10 protein-coding genes are annotated in these 20,968 nt (G+C 31.2%); 7 read left to right on the forward strand and 3 right to left on the reverse strand.

What is annotated here, in order from left to right; translation table 11 throughout:
• The first annotated feature begins 820 nt into the window (after positions 1 to 820).
• From IPK88_04105 to IPK88_04115, 3 genes are all read left to right on the forward strand, one after another.
• The gene (locus IPK88_04105) at positions 821 to 1,639 is read left to right on the forward strand and encodes a hypothetical protein (protein MBK8242586.1); all 819 of its coding nucleotides are present in this window, start codon (positions 821 to 823) and stop codon (positions 1,637 to 1,639) included.
• Positions 1,640 to 1,735: 96 nt separating this feature from the next.
• A complete protein-coding gene (locus tag IPK88_04110) occupies positions 1,736 to 2,662 on the forward strand; it encodes a hypothetical protein (protein ID MBK8242587.1) in 927 nt (308 codons plus the stop codon).
• Positions 2,663 to 2,873: 211 nt separating this feature from the next.
• Entirely contained in the window at positions 2,874 to 4,112 is a 1,239-nt protein-coding gene (locus IPK88_04115; GenBank protein MBK8242588.1) for a hypothetical protein, read from the forward strand.
• 279 nt (positions 4,113 to 4,391) lie between these two features.
• On the opposite strand, the gene IPK88_04120 is transcribed toward IPK88_04115, so the two are convergent.
• A complete protein-coding gene (locus IPK88_04120) occupies positions 4,392 to 8,204 on the reverse strand; it encodes a T9SS type B sorting domain-containing protein (protein MBK8242589.1) in 3,813 nt (1,270 codons plus the stop codon).
• A 227-nt stretch (positions 8,205 to 8,431) separates the two neighbouring features.
• On the opposite strand from IPK88_04120, the gene IPK88_04125 reads away from it, so the two are divergent.
• The 4 genes from IPK88_04125 (at position 8,432) to IPK88_04140 (ending at position 18,267) form a co-directional block, all read left to right on the forward strand.
• Positions 8,432 to 14,335, forward strand: coding sequence for a hypothetical protein (locus tag IPK88_04125; protein ID MBK8242590.1), 5,904 nt, complete (start codon positions 8,432 to 8,434; stop codon positions 14,333 to 14,335).
• Positions 14,336 to 14,914: 579 nt separating this feature from the next.
• Positions 14,915 to 15,436 carry a hypothetical protein gene (locus tag IPK88_04130; protein ID MBK8242591.1) on the forward strand — a complete coding sequence of 174 codons (522 nt, stop codon included), beginning with the start codon at positions 14,915 to 14,917 and terminating at the stop codon, positions 15,434 to 15,436.
• 186 nt (positions 15,437 to 15,622) lie between these two features.
• Positions 15,623 to 16,264 (forward strand): hypothetical protein, encoded by a 642-nt coding sequence (locus tag IPK88_04135; protein ID MBK8242592.1) that lies wholly within the window; start codon positions 15,623 to 15,625, stop codon positions 16,262 to 16,264.
• 143 nt (positions 16,265 to 16,407) lie between these two features.
• Positions 16,408 to 18,267 (forward strand): hypothetical protein, encoded by a 1,860-nt coding sequence (locus tag IPK88_04140; protein MBK8242593.1) that lies wholly within the window; start codon positions 16,408 to 16,410, stop codon positions 18,265 to 18,267.
• Positions 18,268 to 18,415: 148 nt separating this feature from the next.
• Here IPK88_04140 and IPK88_04145 read toward each other — a convergent pair whose 3' ends face one another.
• Together IPK88_04145 and IPK88_04150 are read right to left on the reverse strand one after the other, a co-directional pair.
• Positions 18,416 to 19,960: a DEAD/DEAH box helicase gene (locus IPK88_04145; protein MBK8242594.1), complete on the reverse strand. Its 1,545-nt coding sequence runs from the start codon at positions 19,958 to 19,960 to the stop codon at positions 18,416 to 18,418.
• A 566-nt stretch (positions 19,961 to 20,526) separates the two neighbouring features.
• On the reverse strand, positions 20,527 to 20,793 hold the full coding sequence (locus IPK88_04150; GenBank protein MBK8242595.1) for a helix-turn-helix domain-containing protein: 267 nt from the start codon (positions 20,791 to 20,793) through the stop codon (positions 20,527 to 20,529).
• Between the last annotated feature and the right edge of the window lie 175 nt (positions 20,794 to 20,968).

Here is a 20,968-nt window from a genome sequence, read left to right on the forward strand (position 1 = left end):
ACAGCCAAGACTATTGTATCCTATGAAATTCACTTTCAAGAAAAATGATCTTCGTGATGTGAATGGCTATAGTGCATATTTAGATGAACATCGGTAAGGCATGCATACATAATATATCACTACCCGCCACCCCTTACTCTAAAATGATATGGCATCCCACCTTTATTAAGTCCTAGAATTATTGACTAAATAGATGTTATTGCGATACTCAAGTTTAGATTTGATTTTGAAATTCAATAACATACATATTATCAAAATGGAAATTAAACGGTCCAATCTTGATAAAAAAAGAATAAATCTGAAAATATTAATATAACTGGATTTCAAAATAAGTAGGAGATAGAACATATTATTAGTGGAATTTAATTACTAAGTATTGGTTATTAATTAAAACTACATATATTTACAAACCAAAATGTTGGTAAATTCTATTGTATGAAATTAAGATTTTGGTTGTATAGATGTAGTCTTTATAGGAGGAAGACTTAATATTGCCTAAGTTAAATTGAAGATAAAGTTCCTTTTACCGTATTCAAATGGAATAAATAACGAATTGTTAACCCAGTGGTAAGCAATTATTTATTGGAAGTAAACGCAACTTTTATGTAAAACATGTGTATATCGAAATGTTATGTGCGAAACTCAATTAAAAAAAAGTATGTATCAGAATTTCGTAAAATCAATTAAAAGGTTATTAAAATATTTTAAAAATATATTTTCTATTAATGTGGATACTTTTGTAGCAACTAAATATTTGCCAAATAGTGAAATAGTAAAAAATTTTAAAATTGAAAATAGTTCTTTCTTCCCAATTCATAATTTGACAAAAAAAATGAATTACAAAGAGTATCTAATTGTTAAAAGAGATGGAACAATATTGAGAAGAATATTTTTGAATGTTTTCGACCCAAGACTTCGAGAACAACTAATTTTTATTCATTACATAACTAGACGAACGAAATTCTTTGCAGATTCTCCAATCGGTTTTAATATAATATCAAGAGACGACCCCTGGGATTATAAAATCGAATTAAGTACAAATGAAAATTTAAACATTGAAATAACTTCAATTTCCGATAATCATTGGAATTTTGAAATGCTTAAAAGCGAGGAGAGGTTGGGTTTACAAAGTAACAAAAATGAAATTCCTTTTCATGAGCTGAAGAAACTAAACAAATTATTTCCTGATCAAAATGTAGATTCTTTGATCAAAGATTATGAGAAACAAAATATTGCGAAAACCGCTATAGTTCCTAATCCATTTTACGAAAAAAGTACTTTAACATTGGGGAGAATTGATTATCCTAAAAATAAACTAAGTATAATCATAGACAACGTGATAATAGAAAAGGAAAAAAAGAAACATTCAGACAAAATAAATTCAGTTCTCATAATTGACAATAGAACATTTACAATGGAAATAGATGACTTTAGAAATGCTTTCGAGGAATTAGGTAATCGATTCCAAGAGTCACCCTTCAAGGAAATATGGTTGTATACAGGTTATTACTCCGCAAATGATGGCAATGAAGCCGAGTACAATTTCATACCGCTGAAAATATCGAAAGTACAAGAAAAGAAACTTTTAAAAATGGTGAATGAGATAGGTAACAAAAAAAATGGAATTATTTATACTTGAAACATAGCAAATACTAAGCGATGACAATGTCAACTAGACTATCCACGCTGCAGCCATCAATCGCATCATCCTTATGAACGATACTAAATATAAAATATGAATAACCAATCTTTCGACATACCTTTTATCATTGATAAAATTATTCTAATTGAATCATTAAATGGTATTCATAAAAGTACAGCTGAAGATCTTTATAAAAACATTTTACTATCCCAATTTGATGATATAAACCCAATATATGAATCCATTGAATCAAAAGATGATTTAATTAACCTGTTAATAAAAATTGATTCATGCATCACTCAGAATAAATTCCATCCATTGATTCATATTGAGGCACATGGACTTGATTCGGAATTAGGCCTAAGCCTTAATAGTAGTGAATCAATCACATGGGAAGAATTAAAACCATATTTAAGAAGAATAAATATTTCTTGTTGTAACAATCTAGTTTTGTGCATTTCGGCATGTAATTCAATAAACATAGTTAAAGAATTGGTTACCGCATTTTATGATAATGACAGATATGAATCGCCATTTTTTGGATTTGTCAGTCCGATCGGAAGGGTAACTTGGGAAGAACTATATATGCAATATTCTGTTTTTTATAAGAGTTTATCTAAAGAAAAGAACTTCAACATGGCTGTTACAGAAATGAATAAAGGATTTACTAGTAAATTTAGTTATTATTCATGTTATCAAGCCTTTCTTATAATTATTAAGAAATTTGCAAATACTTTCATAAAGGACAGAGTCCTAAACATACAAAAGGATTTCTCTGTATTAGATGAGTGTTGCGAAATGTACAATTACACTTATAATCAACAATGCGATCATAATGCTATATTTCAAATATTTACAGATGAACAATTCTATATAGATTATCTGAATAAGCGTATGGCAGATTACTTAATATTTAAAAATTGTTATGAGGATCATCATCGATTTCCTAAAATAAAAAGTTTAGAGAATTTTGAAAAATCTGTGCCATCAAAAATGCTTATCGAAAAGCACCGCATATAACATGGCATAGACACTACACCGCCAAGCATCAAAAATCATTCACTTTTAATTTTTTCCGTTAATGATAAATTATTTTTTTATTTTTGGCTGCAAATGGTTTGGCGGTGCAGCGGCAATGCCAAGTCCGTTATAGCCAATGGTAGGAAGACCGTACAACTTGACAAAGACTATATAAAATGGTGGAAGGGAAATGATTTTGAAAAATATTTTCATGATAAAAAGATACAAACCAGTTAAAGAAGAACAACAGGTTGAAGTAAATCGTCTACAAGAATTAAAACAGTTGAAGAATTTAGCGAATACTTATTTGGACTTTTATTTGGAACGACAAAAATTTCCAGAGAAGAAATGGGAAAAAGATTTATCAAATAGAAATATTGCATTACTAAAAGCGACAATCAACAAATTAAACAAACTCCAACACGATGATAAGATTGCAGAATATTTGGAAGCTATAAGACCAACACCTCCTTTAAGTCCCAATGCAACCGAAGAAGAATACAAGGAAGCATTTGAAAAACATTCAAGGAATATTGCAATTACTTTCGGGCAGGGCACAAATCTATTCATATTGATGGAAATTAATAGATGCAGCCCCCGGCTCAGTTACTTTAATGATTTGACTTGGTTTAAGCATGGTAACATTCGTGAACATCTTGATTACGGAATAGGGAAAGTAGATGAAACAGTTTTTGAAAAGTATTTGCCTTATCAAGTAAATAGCATTATTGAAACTAAAAAATCTTTTTTCACCAAATCTTGTTTCAAAGATGACTTAATTCTTTTGGACGCAGTGCTTCCACTGATTGAGGAAGAAAAATTTATTCCTTCCAATATTTTAATCATAGTATTGATTGAAGGACTTGTCAGAAAATTTGCATTACTTGTTTATAAAAAGCAAAATCCTGAAATTTCTGATTCCGATTCAGAAGCATTTGCTTACATCAAAAATCGTTCTCTTGAAGGGCTGATTAAAAATCGTGAGTGGAAAAAAGATATTCCTTTTTCTTACTCGAAGTTTGTAACTGAATATGCTCATACTGATAGCCCAACTTTAACTAATTTTGAAGAAAAATTTAAGAATCACAAATTGGCGAATGAAAGAATTGAGAAAAAACTATCCGAGTTTCATGTAATACTTTCTCAACATATTGATAACCCTACTCTATCAGAGGAAGAATTCAAAGCAGTCGGACTAAAACATCTTGACGGGTTAAAAGTTGAATCAAACTACTTAATGAATGAAGATGATAAAACGGTTCTGATTGGTATTGATGTTTACTTGGATTTTCTTGCAAAGAAATTTAAAGAGGACAGGAACAGTATCATTCACGGAAAATATTCTTTCTTCAAAGAGAAATGGAAAACTTTGGTTTATTTGACAGCCTTACAAACTCTAATTGAAAAAATAAATTGGTATGAAAAGAATGTTTCATCATCCAACGCTTAAAAAAATAAAAAATAAGTAACAAATAGAAGACACTCAATGACATTAAAACTCAATACTGACTAAGGTGGACAAAAACGGTGGACAAAAACCACTGGCTATAACAGCACCCAAAAGGTGGGGTTTATACCCGTAATTTCAAAAGGTGGGCAGCTAAAAGTTGAACTCCACCAAACAGGACAACATGCCACTGATATATATCTAACGGGACCTGCGAATCAAGTTTTTTCAGGATTTTATAAATTGTAATTCAATATACAAATACCTGCCGAAATTCGAAAGTTAACGCAATAAAGTAAACTCACCAACTTTCTGATGCTCTCCCTTCCGATCTGCCCAGAATAATTGGAAGACATAAATACTAGGAAGCATTTCCCTTCCATTCACTGTACCATTCCAAGCTGGAATGGATGAATGTGATATATCATGAGTCCAATGATAAACTCGTTGGCCCCAACGGTCAAAGATATCAAGTTTCATTAATTTAATACCTTGGTTGGATGGAATCGGTTGCCAGACATCATTTGTATTATCACCGTTAGGACTAAAAATGCTTGGAAAGAAGATGCGGTCTTCATTTTGGTCAAATACATTGATGACAATCGAGTCTATTGTAATACAACCATGTGAATCTATAATCTCGAGATAATAAGTCATACTTGAGTTAGAAGTTAGAACAGGATTTCTGCAATCGCTACAGGATAGATCATCAGATGGATGCCAGTTGTACTTTAAATCTCCAGAAATTGAACCTGGATCAAGTACGAAAGTCATCCCCTTTTCTATAGTTAATTCAGGGATCAAATCAATATTTATCTCTGGATACACAACTAATGTATAATTAAAGATACTATCACAAGCACCAGTGGTCGACTTCCTGATCATTATGTTCTCAGGGACTTTATACCATTGGGAATTAAGATAGATAGAGTCACCTTTACAAAAATGCAATACTTCGCTTTGAGGTTGTGGACCACTCAATACAGAAATGCTAATAGTATGAATAGAATCACAACCATTCCTATCCTGCATTCTTTTTACTAATTGAATGGTGTCATTGTAATATTTATTGTCTATGAGAATTGAATCACCGGGACAAATAAAATGTTGTTCACTACTCCGACTGCTTTCAGGAAATACAGCAATTATAATATTTACAATGGAGTCACATCCATTTCCATTTTTCAAATTTGATTTGATCAATGTAGAATCCTTATAATACAATCCATTAAGAAATATTGAATCTCCTTTGCAAATATTGAATTCAATTGTATTTTCTGCTACTTTTGGAAAATACTTCACGATGACTTGATGAACACTATCACAACCATAAATATTCTGATATATTGTACTTAATGATGTATCTGAATTCAACCAATTCCCATTCAATGTGAAAGAATCACCATAGCATAGATTCCATGTCTCTGTACTTGTCATAGACTCTTGATAATCTGATATTTCGATTGTAGTGATAGAATCGCATCCATTTACAGAAGTGAGCGTTTCAGTAAATACGATAGGCTTTAAATAATACTTATCATTATAAAATATGCTGTCATTAGTGCACTTCTTTATTATCAAACTAGAAGTATAAGTAGGAAGCACTTCAATGTGATGAATAATTAGTGAATCACATCCTGATGGTGTGGTCCAATGATCTTCTAGATCTCTACTTTCTGAAATTCTTTCAAAGCCTGTTGCAGTAGTAATATTCAGCGTATCACCATTACACAAATTATAATTAAGATGTTTAGGTGTTATTTCTGACTTAATCCTGATGCTAAAAATTACGATTGAATCACAACTATTATGTGAATTTAAGGTATCATAAATAATCGTATCTTCATGATACCATTTGTCTAATATAATAACTGAATCAGCATAACATCGTTCAATAATTATATCATTCACTTTGGCATTCTTACTGAACACAATATTCACTACCTGCAATGAATCATAACATCCCGATGTAGACTGAAATAATTGTTCCAGCTTGGTATCACTAAATATTATTCTATTAAAAATAATTGCTGTATCTCCCAGACAATATTCTAGCTTTAGTGAGTTAGTATCAACACCATATTGATGTATACTAATGTCTACGATGGAATCACACAATAAATGACTTACATACTTTAATTGAAAACTGGTATCCCGCTTCAACCAGATATTATCTATCATAATAGAATCATTAGGACATAGTGTATATTCTTGGGTACTACTGTATATTGGAGCTACTTTAATACATATACTTATCAATGAATCACAGAATCGAGGATATGATAGCATAAGATTAAAGCAAGTATCTGATTGGAGATTATTCATTGCAAAACTATCTGTAGTAATTCGTTGATTATCTATATATACTTCTGTACTGTTAGTAATGAATTTAAACTGCGCATTAGCTCCCTCGCAAACAAGTGTGTCGATAACACTCCACGATAGCTGTGTTAGGCAATTACATCGTTGTACTTCCACCTTAACAGTATCCGTCTTCATCCCACAGTCCGTGGGATACGATGCAGCTATTCTATACTTACCAGCTTTAGCATAATATACGTCCAATGTATCGCCTGATTGTCTCACTATAGATCCACCACCGATTATACTCCATTGTGCTGTAGGATGTGGGCATGGATCGGTAATGATATATCTTACTGTAGTATCTTGACAAAATGTATTGGGACCTTGCACATACACTTTATATGGAAATTGGAATCCTGAAGCAAAGAGAGGTGCGCCAAGACTAGACTTTGATCCTAATGGAAATGCGAAATAATTAAAATCACATGCACTTCCTATAAGATTAGGTTTATTAATAACATGCAGAAAATCGGATTTTGATCCCCAATTAGTAATATAGATCTTTCCATCCTTACCAAGAATTGGTGAACCAATATTCGCTTGTGTTGCAGCAATTTCTTGTATACTATTTCTAATTAACGAACTATCATGTATACTTACTTCCATTTGGTATAGATCATATCCATTTCTCAATCGGTGACCAGTATAATAAATTTTAGAATTATTCGGTGAGAATTCAGCAGAATACAAATCATTGTATTTATCTTCTTGATCTATTAATGTAATACCATCATAGATTTCTCCTGTTGCATTATTAAAGCGATGCAATTCTGCAGTTGAATATAATTGTCCTCCAGTTGTAATCTCCAGTAATAATCTGCCATCATGACTTGGTTTTAGCCAGCCAATATTTTCTTGATCATACGTGAGCAAATGATTAACTTTTCCGGAGTAGGATATAACAGGACTATTGACTGTCAATCCTGTATCAGAAAGTACCCATGAATGAAATGCCTCATCTGTTGACCTGAGGCCCAATACCCACCAATCTCTGCCATTACAATGTCTAATTCCAGTAATTTTCTCTGAGCTCGTTTTCATTAATAATTGGCTAAGACTTACAACTTTTCCATGTTGTAGGTTTGCATTCACATTAATTATAGTATAATATAAATTAAAAATTGTGTCATTAATAATTCCATATTGTGCTTGGGGATGAAAAACATAATAAATAGAATCATTCCCTGGTTGAGGAAGTATCAGAAACATTGAAGAACTTCCTCCTCCTTTAAGAATTATAGTCGCTAGTTTCTCATGATACTTATTAAAAATAAAAGTTCCATTACTGTATAATAATAAATCACCAGCCTTATCACAAATGCTTGCATTAACTTCTGAAGTATTATCTGCGAATCCTGTAAAGACAATAGGGGTGTCATTAATCCATTTAATTCCGTTTCTACCTAGATACCATATATCTGCTTCATGACCAGAAAGACAATAATTATCATTTGATTTAACACTATTCTTTCGATCATCAACAACAGATACTCTTGTTAATGTACTATTAGGAATAGGATAAATTGAATCGAGGATAGAATCATTTCCATAATCTATAAAAAGTCTTTGTGATTCTGCTGGATTAACCTCTGTTGAATTCTGTTTAATATAAAAATGAGCTGGAATATCAAATAAATACATAATGCATAAGAGTGTCCATAGTATAGCTATTCCATCGGCAATTATTGTATTCGGTTTTAACAAAAGAATTCTATCAATTTTTTTATTCACATTAATTCATAATTTAACTCACGGAAAGATCTGTAATTTAGTTATTTAAACATTTGAATTTATTAATATGACCCTTTGAGTATGGAAAGTGTATCGCCAAAGTTAAATTATTTTAGCGAATAAAGAGAATGTTTTTTAGCTTTACAAAATCAACTGTTTAAATACAGTGGATTTATTTAATAAGCAGGTCACTTCTCACTATTGTTCACTTATTAAATATCCTTAATATGTTTCGGTTCATTTTTCTACTTGTTTCTCTATTTTATTTCTCTAATTCTGTGCAATCACAGTGTATGATAGAAGGTCCATCATCTCCTTGTAAAGGCGGCGAAACCATTTATATGCTTAATTACAATTCTGGGACTGGGGATACATTAGTGTCCTCATCATGGACCTTAATTCCTACCCTCGGCACGATTACTATTGCATCAAAAAACAAAGTCCTCATTTCTTGGAATTCAGATGGGAGTACCCTACTCCAAGTAAGATTCATTACAAGCCTTGGGGATACTTTTACTTGCGAAAAGACTATCATGGTCCATTCTCCTCATGAATTTGAAGTTTTTACATCTTTAATTAGAATTTGCAAGCAACAATCAAAAGAGAATTTCGAATATTGCATAAATGATATGCTTTTCTTTTATACTGATTCAATGTCTGGATATATTTATAAATGGTATGTAGACAATTCAATGCTATCCAGCATTATACATCAAACAGAATTGATCCAATTCAATACATCAGGTCTTCATATTCTAAAATTAATTGCTGAAGATTCAATTAATGGATGTTCATTTACCAAAGAATTTAATATAAGGGTTTATGACCCTCCTATACCAAAGATTGAAGTGGATTCATCTAATAATTCTAATGACAGTATTAATATTTGCAGGGATCAAAAGTTAAGATTTCTTAATAAGACTGTTCCCAAAGATGATAATATATATACTTGGGAAATCTTTGATTCTAATAATGTGAATATCTATTCTTTAGAGATGAGTACACCTGAAGATTTTTATTATTTATTTCATTCACAAGGTAATTTTTCTGTAAGATTGACGGCAAGATCATGCTGGGGATGCTCCGCTACTACAAACTTTTTTGTAATAGTTAATGATCTACCTATAGTAAATATCTTCTGTCCATCAGTTGTTTGTCAAGATTCTATTAAAGAAGTATTATATGAAGCCATCGACTCTTGTAGTAATTACCATTGGACCGTAATTGGAAGCAGTGATTACAGAGCTAGTGGAAATAAACTTTGGGTTAAATGGGGTACATATCCCACAGGAGGTTTTGGTAAGATTAAATTGAAAACAACTGGTTGTAATGCACAAGTATGTGATGGTGAAACCATTGTAGAAGTGCCTATACTTCCTACTATTACTACAATAAATGGGGATAGATCAATGTGTACTAACAAAGGAGTGAGTCCTCATTCTGTGCCTATGTGGCCAGGAGCTTCTTATACATGGTCTATCAGCCCATCTAATAATCCTGATTTATTTATCAAGCAAGGTGAACATTCCAATAGAGTATTCATCGAACGCGATGGATTCACTGGAAGTTTTATTCTTAAAGTTAAGGTAGAACACCCCTTAGCGGATTGTAGCTTTGAAATAGAAGATACTATTTATGTTCACTACATTAGTCTTGAGAGTGATACAATTTGTCCAGGAACCAGTCCTCAATTTGAATTCAATTCTCATGGAGAATCCTTCGTTTCTGCAAGATGGTCATTTAACTTTTATAAAACCAATATTTATAATTCCAATCAAGTTACTATCCCAAGCGGTAGTACATTGAGCCCTGGAAATAAAAAATTAGAGGTTACCGTTAAGTTTGCTAACGGAGATAGCTGCACGACTTCTGTTAACATAAAAGTTTTAAACCTTGTGTTTGTTGATAAACCTAAAGGTCCAATTTTAGTGTGCTTAGATTCTATTTATTCTTACAATGTCCCAACAACTATAGGTATAAGAGAATGGAATATTATTGGTGGAACCATTTTGAATATATCATCTAATACTTTCAAAGTAAATGTTAAATGGACTTTATCGGGTAAGAATAATAAATATTTAATGGTAAGAAACAAAATTAACGATTGTTATTCACCTTGGGATACAATTATAGTAAGTGATTATGATTCAGATGTTGCAATTATTTCAGGTAATCCAACTCCTTGTGATGATAGTGAAGAACTCTATTCTATATCTGGTCTTGCTGAAGGAAAAAAATTCCAATGGTTAATTACTCCCCCTATAGGAAATATATTGGCATCGTTCAGGGAAGGCACAATAATATATTGGCCAAATATTTTAGTAGATACCATTGTAATACTTCAATATAGAGATAGCAGTTGTGGATTACATATCTACGAATATCCCATTAAAGTAAAGAAAAAGAACCCTCTAGGCATATCCAATGGTGCCGTTTGCGCTGAACAATTTATAGAATTCAGTGTGAATGCTAAGGCAATGAAATACATCTGGGATTTTGGAGATGAAAATGATACTATACAAACGGATACTAACGTAGTAAAATATAGATTTGAAAGTAAGGGATATTACAATATTAGTGTAAAACTTATTGACCCAATGGTGTGTGTCATTGGAAATTTTGCAAGAAAATTAATTGAAGTTTTACCTACTATCCAACCACACTTTCATGCATTCGACAGTGCTACAGGTGGATTTATAAACTGCTTAACGGATACGAATGTGGTCATACGTTTTGAAGCAAATGTAATCAACCAACCCAATCTCAAGTATCGATGGTTCATTAATGAAATAGAACAAACCAATGATACAACCAAAACACTCATCAGAACTCATCCCACAAATTATGACTTCCGGACATCGAAAGTGAAGCTATATATAGATGGATTGATATGTTCTGATACTGCATCCTTGCTACTACCTATCTGTACACCCATAATGGGATGCACTGCAATAGACATAGTTCAAATTACTGAAGTAGATACAATCGATTGTACTCAAAGAAATGTGAGCGGTGAATTTCTACAAGAATATGATGAATTTATAAATGATACTGTAAAAATACCAAAAGGAAATGGTCAATTTACCACCAAAATAAGAAAAGGATACTGGATGTTTCAAGATAAAACGAATGAAAGGTTTGATATACTTATTAAACCACATTTAATTGATCGTCCTCACAATTATAAAGGAGCTGGTTATTGGAACATTGATTTAGTAGGTAATGCACGAGATCAATCCGACACTACCAAAATATGTCGTCAGACAGATACTAGAGTTGTTTATATTCCTTACACAATAGACTTCATCCATACTTTCACATGCTCTGACTCAGGATATCATATTATGCTTAAATCATTAATAAGTTATCAAGATAATATGAGTCCTACACAATTTAAATACATAATCGATGGTGTGGAATATATAAGCACCAATGGAATCGAAGAATTACCAATTCACGAAGGCACACAGGACATATGCCTTGAGGTTACATATGATAGTGCAACAGTCTGTTCTAAATGTATTACGATTACTCCACCAGCAGAACTATTAGCTCCAACAATAAAAACCTCAGATACATTATGTGTTAATACCTTGATAGAATTCGATATTGAAGATGCTGATTTTACGAATGACATTGTAGATTATTTGTGGATATTTGACAATACTGATACTTCAAGAATACGTAGACCTCAAAAAAGTTTTAATGGGATAAGACAATATAAAGTTCAATTATTTGTAACGAATAGATGGGGATGTTCAAATTCAGTTATTGATTCAATCTTTTTTGTAGCGAATAATCTAACAGGAACAATAACCGTTGATTCCATGCCTTGTGCATCACAGAAGCATTTGTCATTTGTAAAGTTAACAGGTCGAGAACCTCTTAGCTATTTATGGAATACCAATGACACCATCCAAGATATATATGTAAATAAGAGTGGCGACTATCAAATAATTGTCACTGATCCATATGGGTGTAATATAGAAATAAAAAAATCGATTGAACTCACAGAATCTTTTTTAGGAGAACTTGCAGGTCCACAATCTATCTGTGCCAATGATATTAATCCTAGCTTCTCCTTCATTGGCAATACTTCATTGTATGATTATACATTAACTGAAAAATTACTACCCAATGGCTCTGACACAACTCGCACATTAAGTGGCACTAATGATCTCTATAAATTTATAATTAACCTAACAAATAAATCTGGAACCTATAAACTCACCATCAAAGCAAAAAATAAAAATTCACAAACCATTTGTGATAGCATAGTTCAAAATTTAGAAATATTTGGAGTGCAGAAACCAGAGATAGTAGATTCATTTTACTCTTGCAGACCATTTTTGTATCTTCTAAAAGAGAATACAGACAAGCAAATTGATTGGTATAATCTTATTGATTCAGAGTTATTCACTATTGGTAAAGGCTCAAATATCAATGTTAAAAGTGGTGGTGCATTTGTTGGAATATATTCCAATGAAAATGGTTGTACAGAATCTGACACTATCCTTTTAGAAGAACAATTAGATCTTCGAACTTTTATAAGTGGATGCTATGATGTTTGTGATACTGTTTTGGAGAAAGGGCACGTTTATATTCCTATGTTAGATGACAATAGAATTTATAAATCATGGAAATATGTTCATGCAGATAGCAATAATATTATAAAACAAGGCACAGATAGTAAAGTAGATAGTTTTCTACTGCAACAAAGACACGAAGGAAAAATGTACTTAGTTGCTGAAGATTATAATGGATGCATAGATTCATCTGATTTATTATGTTTAACCATATTAGAATGCCTACCCGCCGTTGATTGTGATACATTTACTATGACATGCCCTCATTTAGCCTTTACTAAGGATTCTTTTGACTGTACTAATATGATGGGTTATTATGAAGTCAATGGAGAGATAGTTGTAGGTGGAGATTATGATCTTTGTACTCCAAATCCATTGGACATTAAAAATTTTATATGGGTAGTTCAACCAACACTAACGCGAACAGGAAATATTATTCGGATTGAAGGTGGAGTATTAAAAATGCATGTCGATTCTTGTACTGGCCTCATCGATATTTATGTGCGACTTTGTAAAAATGGATCTGAATGCAGAAAACTATTAGAGCATTATGACTTAGAATGTTTTAACAATACTTGTGGGTTACTATCAGTAGTAACTACACCACAGACCATGTCAACGACTAGAATTCAAGCGTATGGCTACATTGACAATACAGCTAATTGTGGATCAACTTACAATTATATAAAAGTTGTATTGTTAAAAGAAGATTGTCAACAGCAAATTGAACAAAAATTTGTTCAAAAAACAGATTTCAACAAGTTTAATGTATATTTTGATGTTCCAAATGATAGCCTTAGAAATTGTTATTGTCTAAGAGTCAGTTTGTGTTCTAATCAAAATAATTGTCTATCATCATGTGATATACCTGACGTTTGCAATGGGTCCAGCCAACTGAAATCTAGTGGTGGATCTAATGGTACAAATATGGATATAGATTGTGATGGTACCACAATGAATGGGATTATAAATTATACGTTTGATGCCTCATATGATGACAATCAATATGGTATATTCATGGATAGTGTTTATATTTTCAACAATGAAAGCACTCAGCATTATTGTAATGAAGGAGATTGCAGCGGTAGTTTTTCTGCTGATTCTACTGTCACTACTATTAATACTAGATTCATGATTAGATTTCCTGATTATCCAAATGCAACTTTAGCCATTGATACAACTTACAGTCTACCAAATTGTAATTCTTCACATTTAAAAAGTGTCGGCAAAAACAAATTTGAGAAAACGGATCCTTTGTTTACTTTAAACAATTCAATTCTAAATGAATCAGTAGAAATTTTAAGTGTCGTTCCAAATCCTGCTAAAGACTTCTTTAGGATTAATTATTACTTAACTGATCAATTAGCAGAATACAAGTTTAGAATTCTAGATTTCAAAGGAAATCTGATTGAAGAATTAGCATGCAATCGGAATTCTTCATTTTTAGATATGACAATTACTAATTACCCATCAGGATTATATTTTGTTTCACTTGTCAAAAATGGTGCGATAAGAAAAGCTCAAAGGTTAATTATTATTAAATAAATATTGTTATACAATCTATTTATAGAACTGCTCAGAAATATAATTTTTCTGAGCAGTTCCTATTATTATTATTATTATTCAGAATCTGTACATAATTAAATATACTAGACAAGGTGTTTGTCCTGTTTAAAATTAAATCTATGTGGTTGAATTAATGGAATCTAAACTTAATTAACTTAAAATTATATCAATTATTTTCTATTTTATCAAAAAACCCGAACGCCTTTCGACATTCGCCGATGGGTGAACTCTTGTTAAAACAGAAAATAAGAAGTGTTATTACTAATCAAAATGAGTCGTGATGATCATGTTTATCGCATTACAAACGTGAGCCTTCATGCAGCATTGAGCAGTATAAATCTGCTAAATCCAGTCTAGTAACTGGACACACTCTAATTGAAGGGGTTTTAATTTAAACTGGGCTATTGTTGCTAAATCATTGTTTCAAAAAATTGGGCAATAATCAGTAAGTTAAATTTATTTCATTTTTATTACCTTTGATTCTGATGCTTGGCATATTGCTTCGTTTATCCAACTTTCGGATACAATGCTAATATGTTATGCGCAAAAATTTGAAAAATGGAATTTATAACTAATAATAATCCGTGGATCATTGGGTATCCTATACATGAATCATATTCCCTATTAGAATTAAAAGCATTTCATTTAATTTCAATTATAAACGCCTCTAAGACTTCAAATTCTATTGAAGACTTGAATACCCTTCTAATAAAAGAATATGAAATGTCAGAGGTATCAAGAATTTTAATAGAAATTGCTGTTCAAATTAGAAATCAAATTGATTTGGATTGTTCGACATTTGAAGGAAGAAAATATAATCCAAATTCTAGTACTGGAAAGTTAACAATTAACTACCAGAGTGCTTCATGCAGGACAATAGATTTGTCTTTTAGAGAATCGTGTAACAAAATTATTCATGCTAAGCATATAAACTTTGACTTGTTAAACCCAAACTCAATAAAAGAATATGATTATATGAACCCACAAATATATTTATATGGAGATTTTAATGGACATGAATGGAAAATTGAACTAGATATTTTGAAATTTATTTCAATTTTAATATGCATAAAAAACTAAAGGCGCATAAAAACGCATTGACTCCATACTGCCATTAACATTATTTCTTTAAATTTGGCTTTCAATTGAAAAACATTTTTTATTTTTGGCTTCAAGTTGTTGGCGGTGCGGAATCAATGTTTGACCGTTAACTGTAATTATTATATCTGATTTTATTTCGAAAAAACTATTTATAATTAATATGGGATGAATTACTCGGAATCCTTTGTACAAAAAGCTATAAATTTTTTAAAATATCTTTATAAAAACGGAGGAGTTGATTATAAGGAATTTGATTTTATTTCTAATAAGGATTATAAATTAGCTGACTCAATAGATGCGAAAGAATTTGATAAAACTATTTTATATTTATTAGAATACAATTATATCAGCTCAAAGCCCAAAATTAAGATTGCTTCTAATATCAATACTTACAAAGACGTAAGATTAACAAAATTAGGTATTAAGGAAGCTGAAAAGAGCTTGCCCAAAATGCCAATGATTGGACTTGTAGTTCAAACTATATCAACAGGTAATAATGAGATTGATATTAAAATTAATCATGCAAGGCAAATGTTTTTAGAAGAGCCTCAAACAATGGATAAAATGCGTTCTGCTTGTGAAACATTGAGTTATGTACTTGAACCTTTAAGAAAGGAGTGCGAAACAATTTTTAGCATGAAAGATATTAACGCTTTTTTCGAAATAGTTAATAATTTTGATGTAAGACATAATAAAGAATATACAAAAAAACTGGAAATTCCAGAACAATTAGAATGGATTTTTTACTCTTTGTTGAATACAATAAATACATATGCAAAAATAAAGAGCAAAAATATCGACTGTTAATATGAGATTGATGCAAGCTGAGTGATTAAGGTTTCATTCCAGAAGATGTTGTATATTTGGCTTGAGATCTTTGCTCTTGGCAGTCATCGCACTTGCTCTGCCTGCATCAATCTCTGAACGTAGTACCAATCCAAAAATTAAAGATGAAAATCAACAATAACTATTTTTGTATTCTAAATATTGAAGAACCAGAACTTGGATTGTTGAGTCTTCCCTCATTAATAATCAGAGGAAAATTTTTACCGCTATTTGTTTTCCCAAAAACTTCTATAGGCACTGAAAGTATTGCAGAAGAAGGGGATGTTCATTTTATGTCGCAACAAAGAGCCTTGACCTTTGTGAACCAAATATCGAATAAACATCAAATGCTTAATTCGATAGAAAATATTGTATTCATAGGTCTAAATGAAGCACAGAAATCTTACTTAGATTATTTCGACAAATTCAATGTGATCAACATTGATGATACAACTGATATTGAGTTTATACTTCAATCAATGTCACAAAAAACCACAAGTTTAAAATGTAGATCTGATGAATTAATCAAAGGGGTTTATAAAGCTATCTTAACAAACTCAAATATTGAAATAAATGAAGAAGCGGAATCAATTGACTTAACCAATCAAAGCGAAAAATTAATAGTAATTGAAAAATACGAAAGCTGTGCTCCAATAACTGCAATAAATTATGCCAGTTACATAGAATCAGATATAGAATTAGTTACTAAACCAACAATCAAAATAAAAGAAATTCAAAATTTGATTTATCAATGGAAAAAAACAGGAAATCAAAATTTCTTTAATACTCTATCAGCTTCAATATTCCCATCGGTAGAGGAAATTGATTTTACCAAATATTCCGTAGCTACATTCTTCACTCATGGTGTTCCTTATCCATTAATTCTAAATAATATAATTTCAATGACAATGGTAAACACAACATTTTTACCCGATAATTTTGTGTTCAATTCCGTAATTAATCAGATAAATAAATACCACAATTCAGCAGTAATTTTCTCACCAAAAGAATTTGATGAAGAAGAAACAGAGTTTCTTATTTCAACACTAAACAAAAGCAATCTATATGTTCAGCCACTAATTGGAGAAGAAGCAACCGTATATAATACTGATAATACCATTTTAGAATTTCCATTTGATATTTTGCATATATGTAGTCATGGCGGGGAGGTCGCAGGATACAAAGTACAAGATACTCTAAAAGACAGGTTTGGAGACTATCATGAAATAGAATATGACGAAGTAGTTAGTGTAAAAATCAAAGGTGATGAAACTGCAAATGATAAAATTAATGTCACAAGTAAATTTATTTGGAGAAAGTTTAATGGCTTGGAATGGCATAGTTCAGAATTGAAAGAGAAGGGTTATTCGCATGAAACATATGCAGATGTATTAAATGGAGTTGGCCCTTCAAAGACAGCTAAAAGAACACCAATTGATCCAGTAGATGATTCCTCGACTATTAAATGCTATGATGGAAATTATCAAGCTATGATTTCTCACATTGCAGGCAATCATACATTTCCGTTTGTATTCAACAATACTTGCTGGTCTTGGATGAATATTGCTGAAAGATTTTTATCAACTGGCGCGAGCAGTTATATTGGAACATTGTGGAACATTAAAAATAGAACAGCAATAGATGTTGCGAAAACCTTTTATGTGAATTTGTTCGAAAAATCAATCTCAAATAATCTATTTGATTCAATACTGAGCAATACTATACATCGTGATGATGAAAACATTTTCATTTGTTGGGGTCTTCCAGAATCATTTATATATAGAAGTAGAGAACCAGATCCAAAAAAGTATATCGCTTCACAAATTGGTCTAAATTATAGCAAATGGAAGAATTGGTTAGATGGAGGAATAAAATCAAAAAACAAAAGATCAGTACAAGAACTAATCGATTGGAGTGTGAAGTTAATTACAAAGTACTTTTATAAAGAATTGATTAAATTAATAGAAAATAAGGACTACCGCTAACAGCTAAGTATTCGTTGGGTGGGACAATATGCTCTGCGGACAAATATTGACCCACTACAAAATTGATGTTTTAAGGGATTTTATGTAGTCAATAATTTCCAAAATACGAAACTAATTGATCCATTTATTATTTTCAAAATATTTGTCATTAATTGACAAAATGCAAATTTTTACTGGCAACTGACAGTTCAATAATTGGTTCTTTCCTCTCCGTATTTGTAAATCCTAATTTCATGCCTTCATAAAACCAAAATCCAACATTGAATCTATTTTCTATTTTTACTAATCCGTTATATTGATTGAGTCGTTTTTTAATATACTCAAATTCACGATATGTAATTGTCAAGCAATTATCCTTTAAGTAATCTTTGTAAAAGTTATATGCATGCAATAGTTTTAAATTTGTTCTGATTGCAAACCATAATTTTCCTTGGAATATAAGTAATCTTCGATATTCGTCTGTAAGTGGAACTAACTTCAAACCTTTTAATTCTGGGAGGTTATCTAGGTATACCTTTTTTAGATCCCCATTTTCTTTCATTGCACATACTTTGATTTCAATTTCTACTTTCTTTTGCTTTCCAAGACCTATCAGACTCCAATTTCTATCAATGATTGAAAGACCCTGTTCCAGCCATAAATTGGCATGATCTAAGACAAGTCCCCTTGATTTACTCTCTGATGGCCTTAAAACTCTCCCCACCATTTGTAGGTACAATGATAGTGATTTAGTTGGTCTAGCTAATTGGACAACCTCACACTCTGGAAAGTCAAAGCCTTCGGTAATAATTTCAACATTACATACAACTTGAATTTTTTTATTCTTAAAATCTAATATAATTCGTTCTCGTTCTTTAGTTGAAGTTGTCGCATCAATGTGTGCAGCTGAGATCCCATTTCTTTTATATGAAGCTACAATTTGTTTACTGTGTTCGATATTTACAGCAAATACTATTGCCGACTTTCCATGGCATTTATCCTTGTAGGTTGAAACAAGGTCATCCATAATGTTCTTTTTCATCATTTGTATAGAAAGTGGGAAATTTTCATAATCCCCACCTCTTAGTTTTATTTTTGACAATTCGGGGATTGAACCCACATAATGATCAACTGGAACTAAATATCCACCTGAAATAAATTTCTGAATTGAATCACTAACTATTAATTCATCAAATATGTCTTCAAAACCTTCTCCATTCAATCTGATAGGAGTAGCCGTTACACCTAAGAATTTTGCATTTGGATACATATCCCATAGTTTTCTATAAGTAGTTGCTTTTGCGTGATGTGCTTCATCTATAATAATGAATTCGGCTTCTGGATGCTCTCTATTCATTAGTGTTTGAATACTTGCTATTTGGACAGATTTGGTATAATCTGGAAGAACACCTGCCATGATAATACCTGCATCGACGCCATTGTTTAATAATTTATCTTTAGCTTGTTCAACTAATTCCTTTCTGTGGACTACAATCAATATTTTCCGATCATTGGTGTAACATTGTCTTGCAATTTCAGAGAACAAGACTGTTTTACCAGTTCCTGATGGTGATTGAAAGAGTATACTTCGGATTCCTTCATCCCATTTTTTAGTAATTTTGTGGATTCCTTCATTTTGGTACTGTCTTAGAATGTAAGTTATTTTGACCTCACATTCAAAAGGATCCATGGATGTTTGTAAATTTGTATTCATTGTTAAATTATTTATTGTTATTAAAATGTTATGTGATAAACTTGGTAAATCATACTAAGGGAATTTCTCAGCGAAAGAGGAATTGGCAAGTATCTTGATCTACAATTTGAAATTTGTATAGTGTTTATGGGATTAATGATCATTGTCTGGTTTAATAGTTCTCATATCTAAGATTTTGGCACATTCTTATTTGTAATTATTTGTTGATTCCGCCATTGGATACACCGCAAGATGAATCATTAGTTCTCTCAACTACCTATACTTAGTAATTTGAAAGTTATATGAATCAATTTTGTCTAAATTATTTTCAATTATTTTTTCATTTGTGATATTTTGACTATCAAAAGGTAGTTTTGGACTATCAAACGGTAAATTATTCTTACCTGCTGTTATTTGAAATATACTTCAGACTAAAAAGGAATATTGTTCTAGATTGGTCGATTTAACTGGATCAAATTAAACTCATTCAGTGATTCAATTATATTTGATTCTGGACAAGATTCTGGCTTTACTTCAGATTCCTAGTCATCTAAATTTAATCGTATTTGGTCTACAGTTTGAATCAATTAATCTTCTTTTCCAATTACTTTGTGTCTGTTGAGGAATTCCTCAACATCTTTTTCACTGAATAGTAGAATCCTGCCGCGCTTTATATAGGTGATTTTGCGTTCTTTTACATACCTGTAAATTGTAGATTTTGAACAGCACAACATTTCAGCTAAACTTTGTAAATTCATCACTTTGGTATTCATAATTATCTCCTTTTTTCTATAAGTAGTGTTGAGAAAGTTATAGAATTCAGATAATGAGTCTTTTTTGGAAATTATTTTCAAAATATTAAAAATTCATGAACTGGGTATTTATTTGTAAGTTTTTAATTTTATGAATGTCCATTATATTGGCTAGAGAGCGGATTTAAATATTTATTTTTTAATGCAAGATTATAATATATATGCCTATAAATCATTGCATAACACATAGTCATAATTTATATTTATTAATAATTGT

It is taken from the genome of Candidatus Defluviibacterium haderslevense (genome assembly GCA_016712225.1).
Taxonomy (GTDB): domain Bacteria; phylum Bacteroidota; class Bacteroidia; order Chitinophagales; family Saprospiraceae; genus Vicinibacter; species Vicinibacter haderslevensis.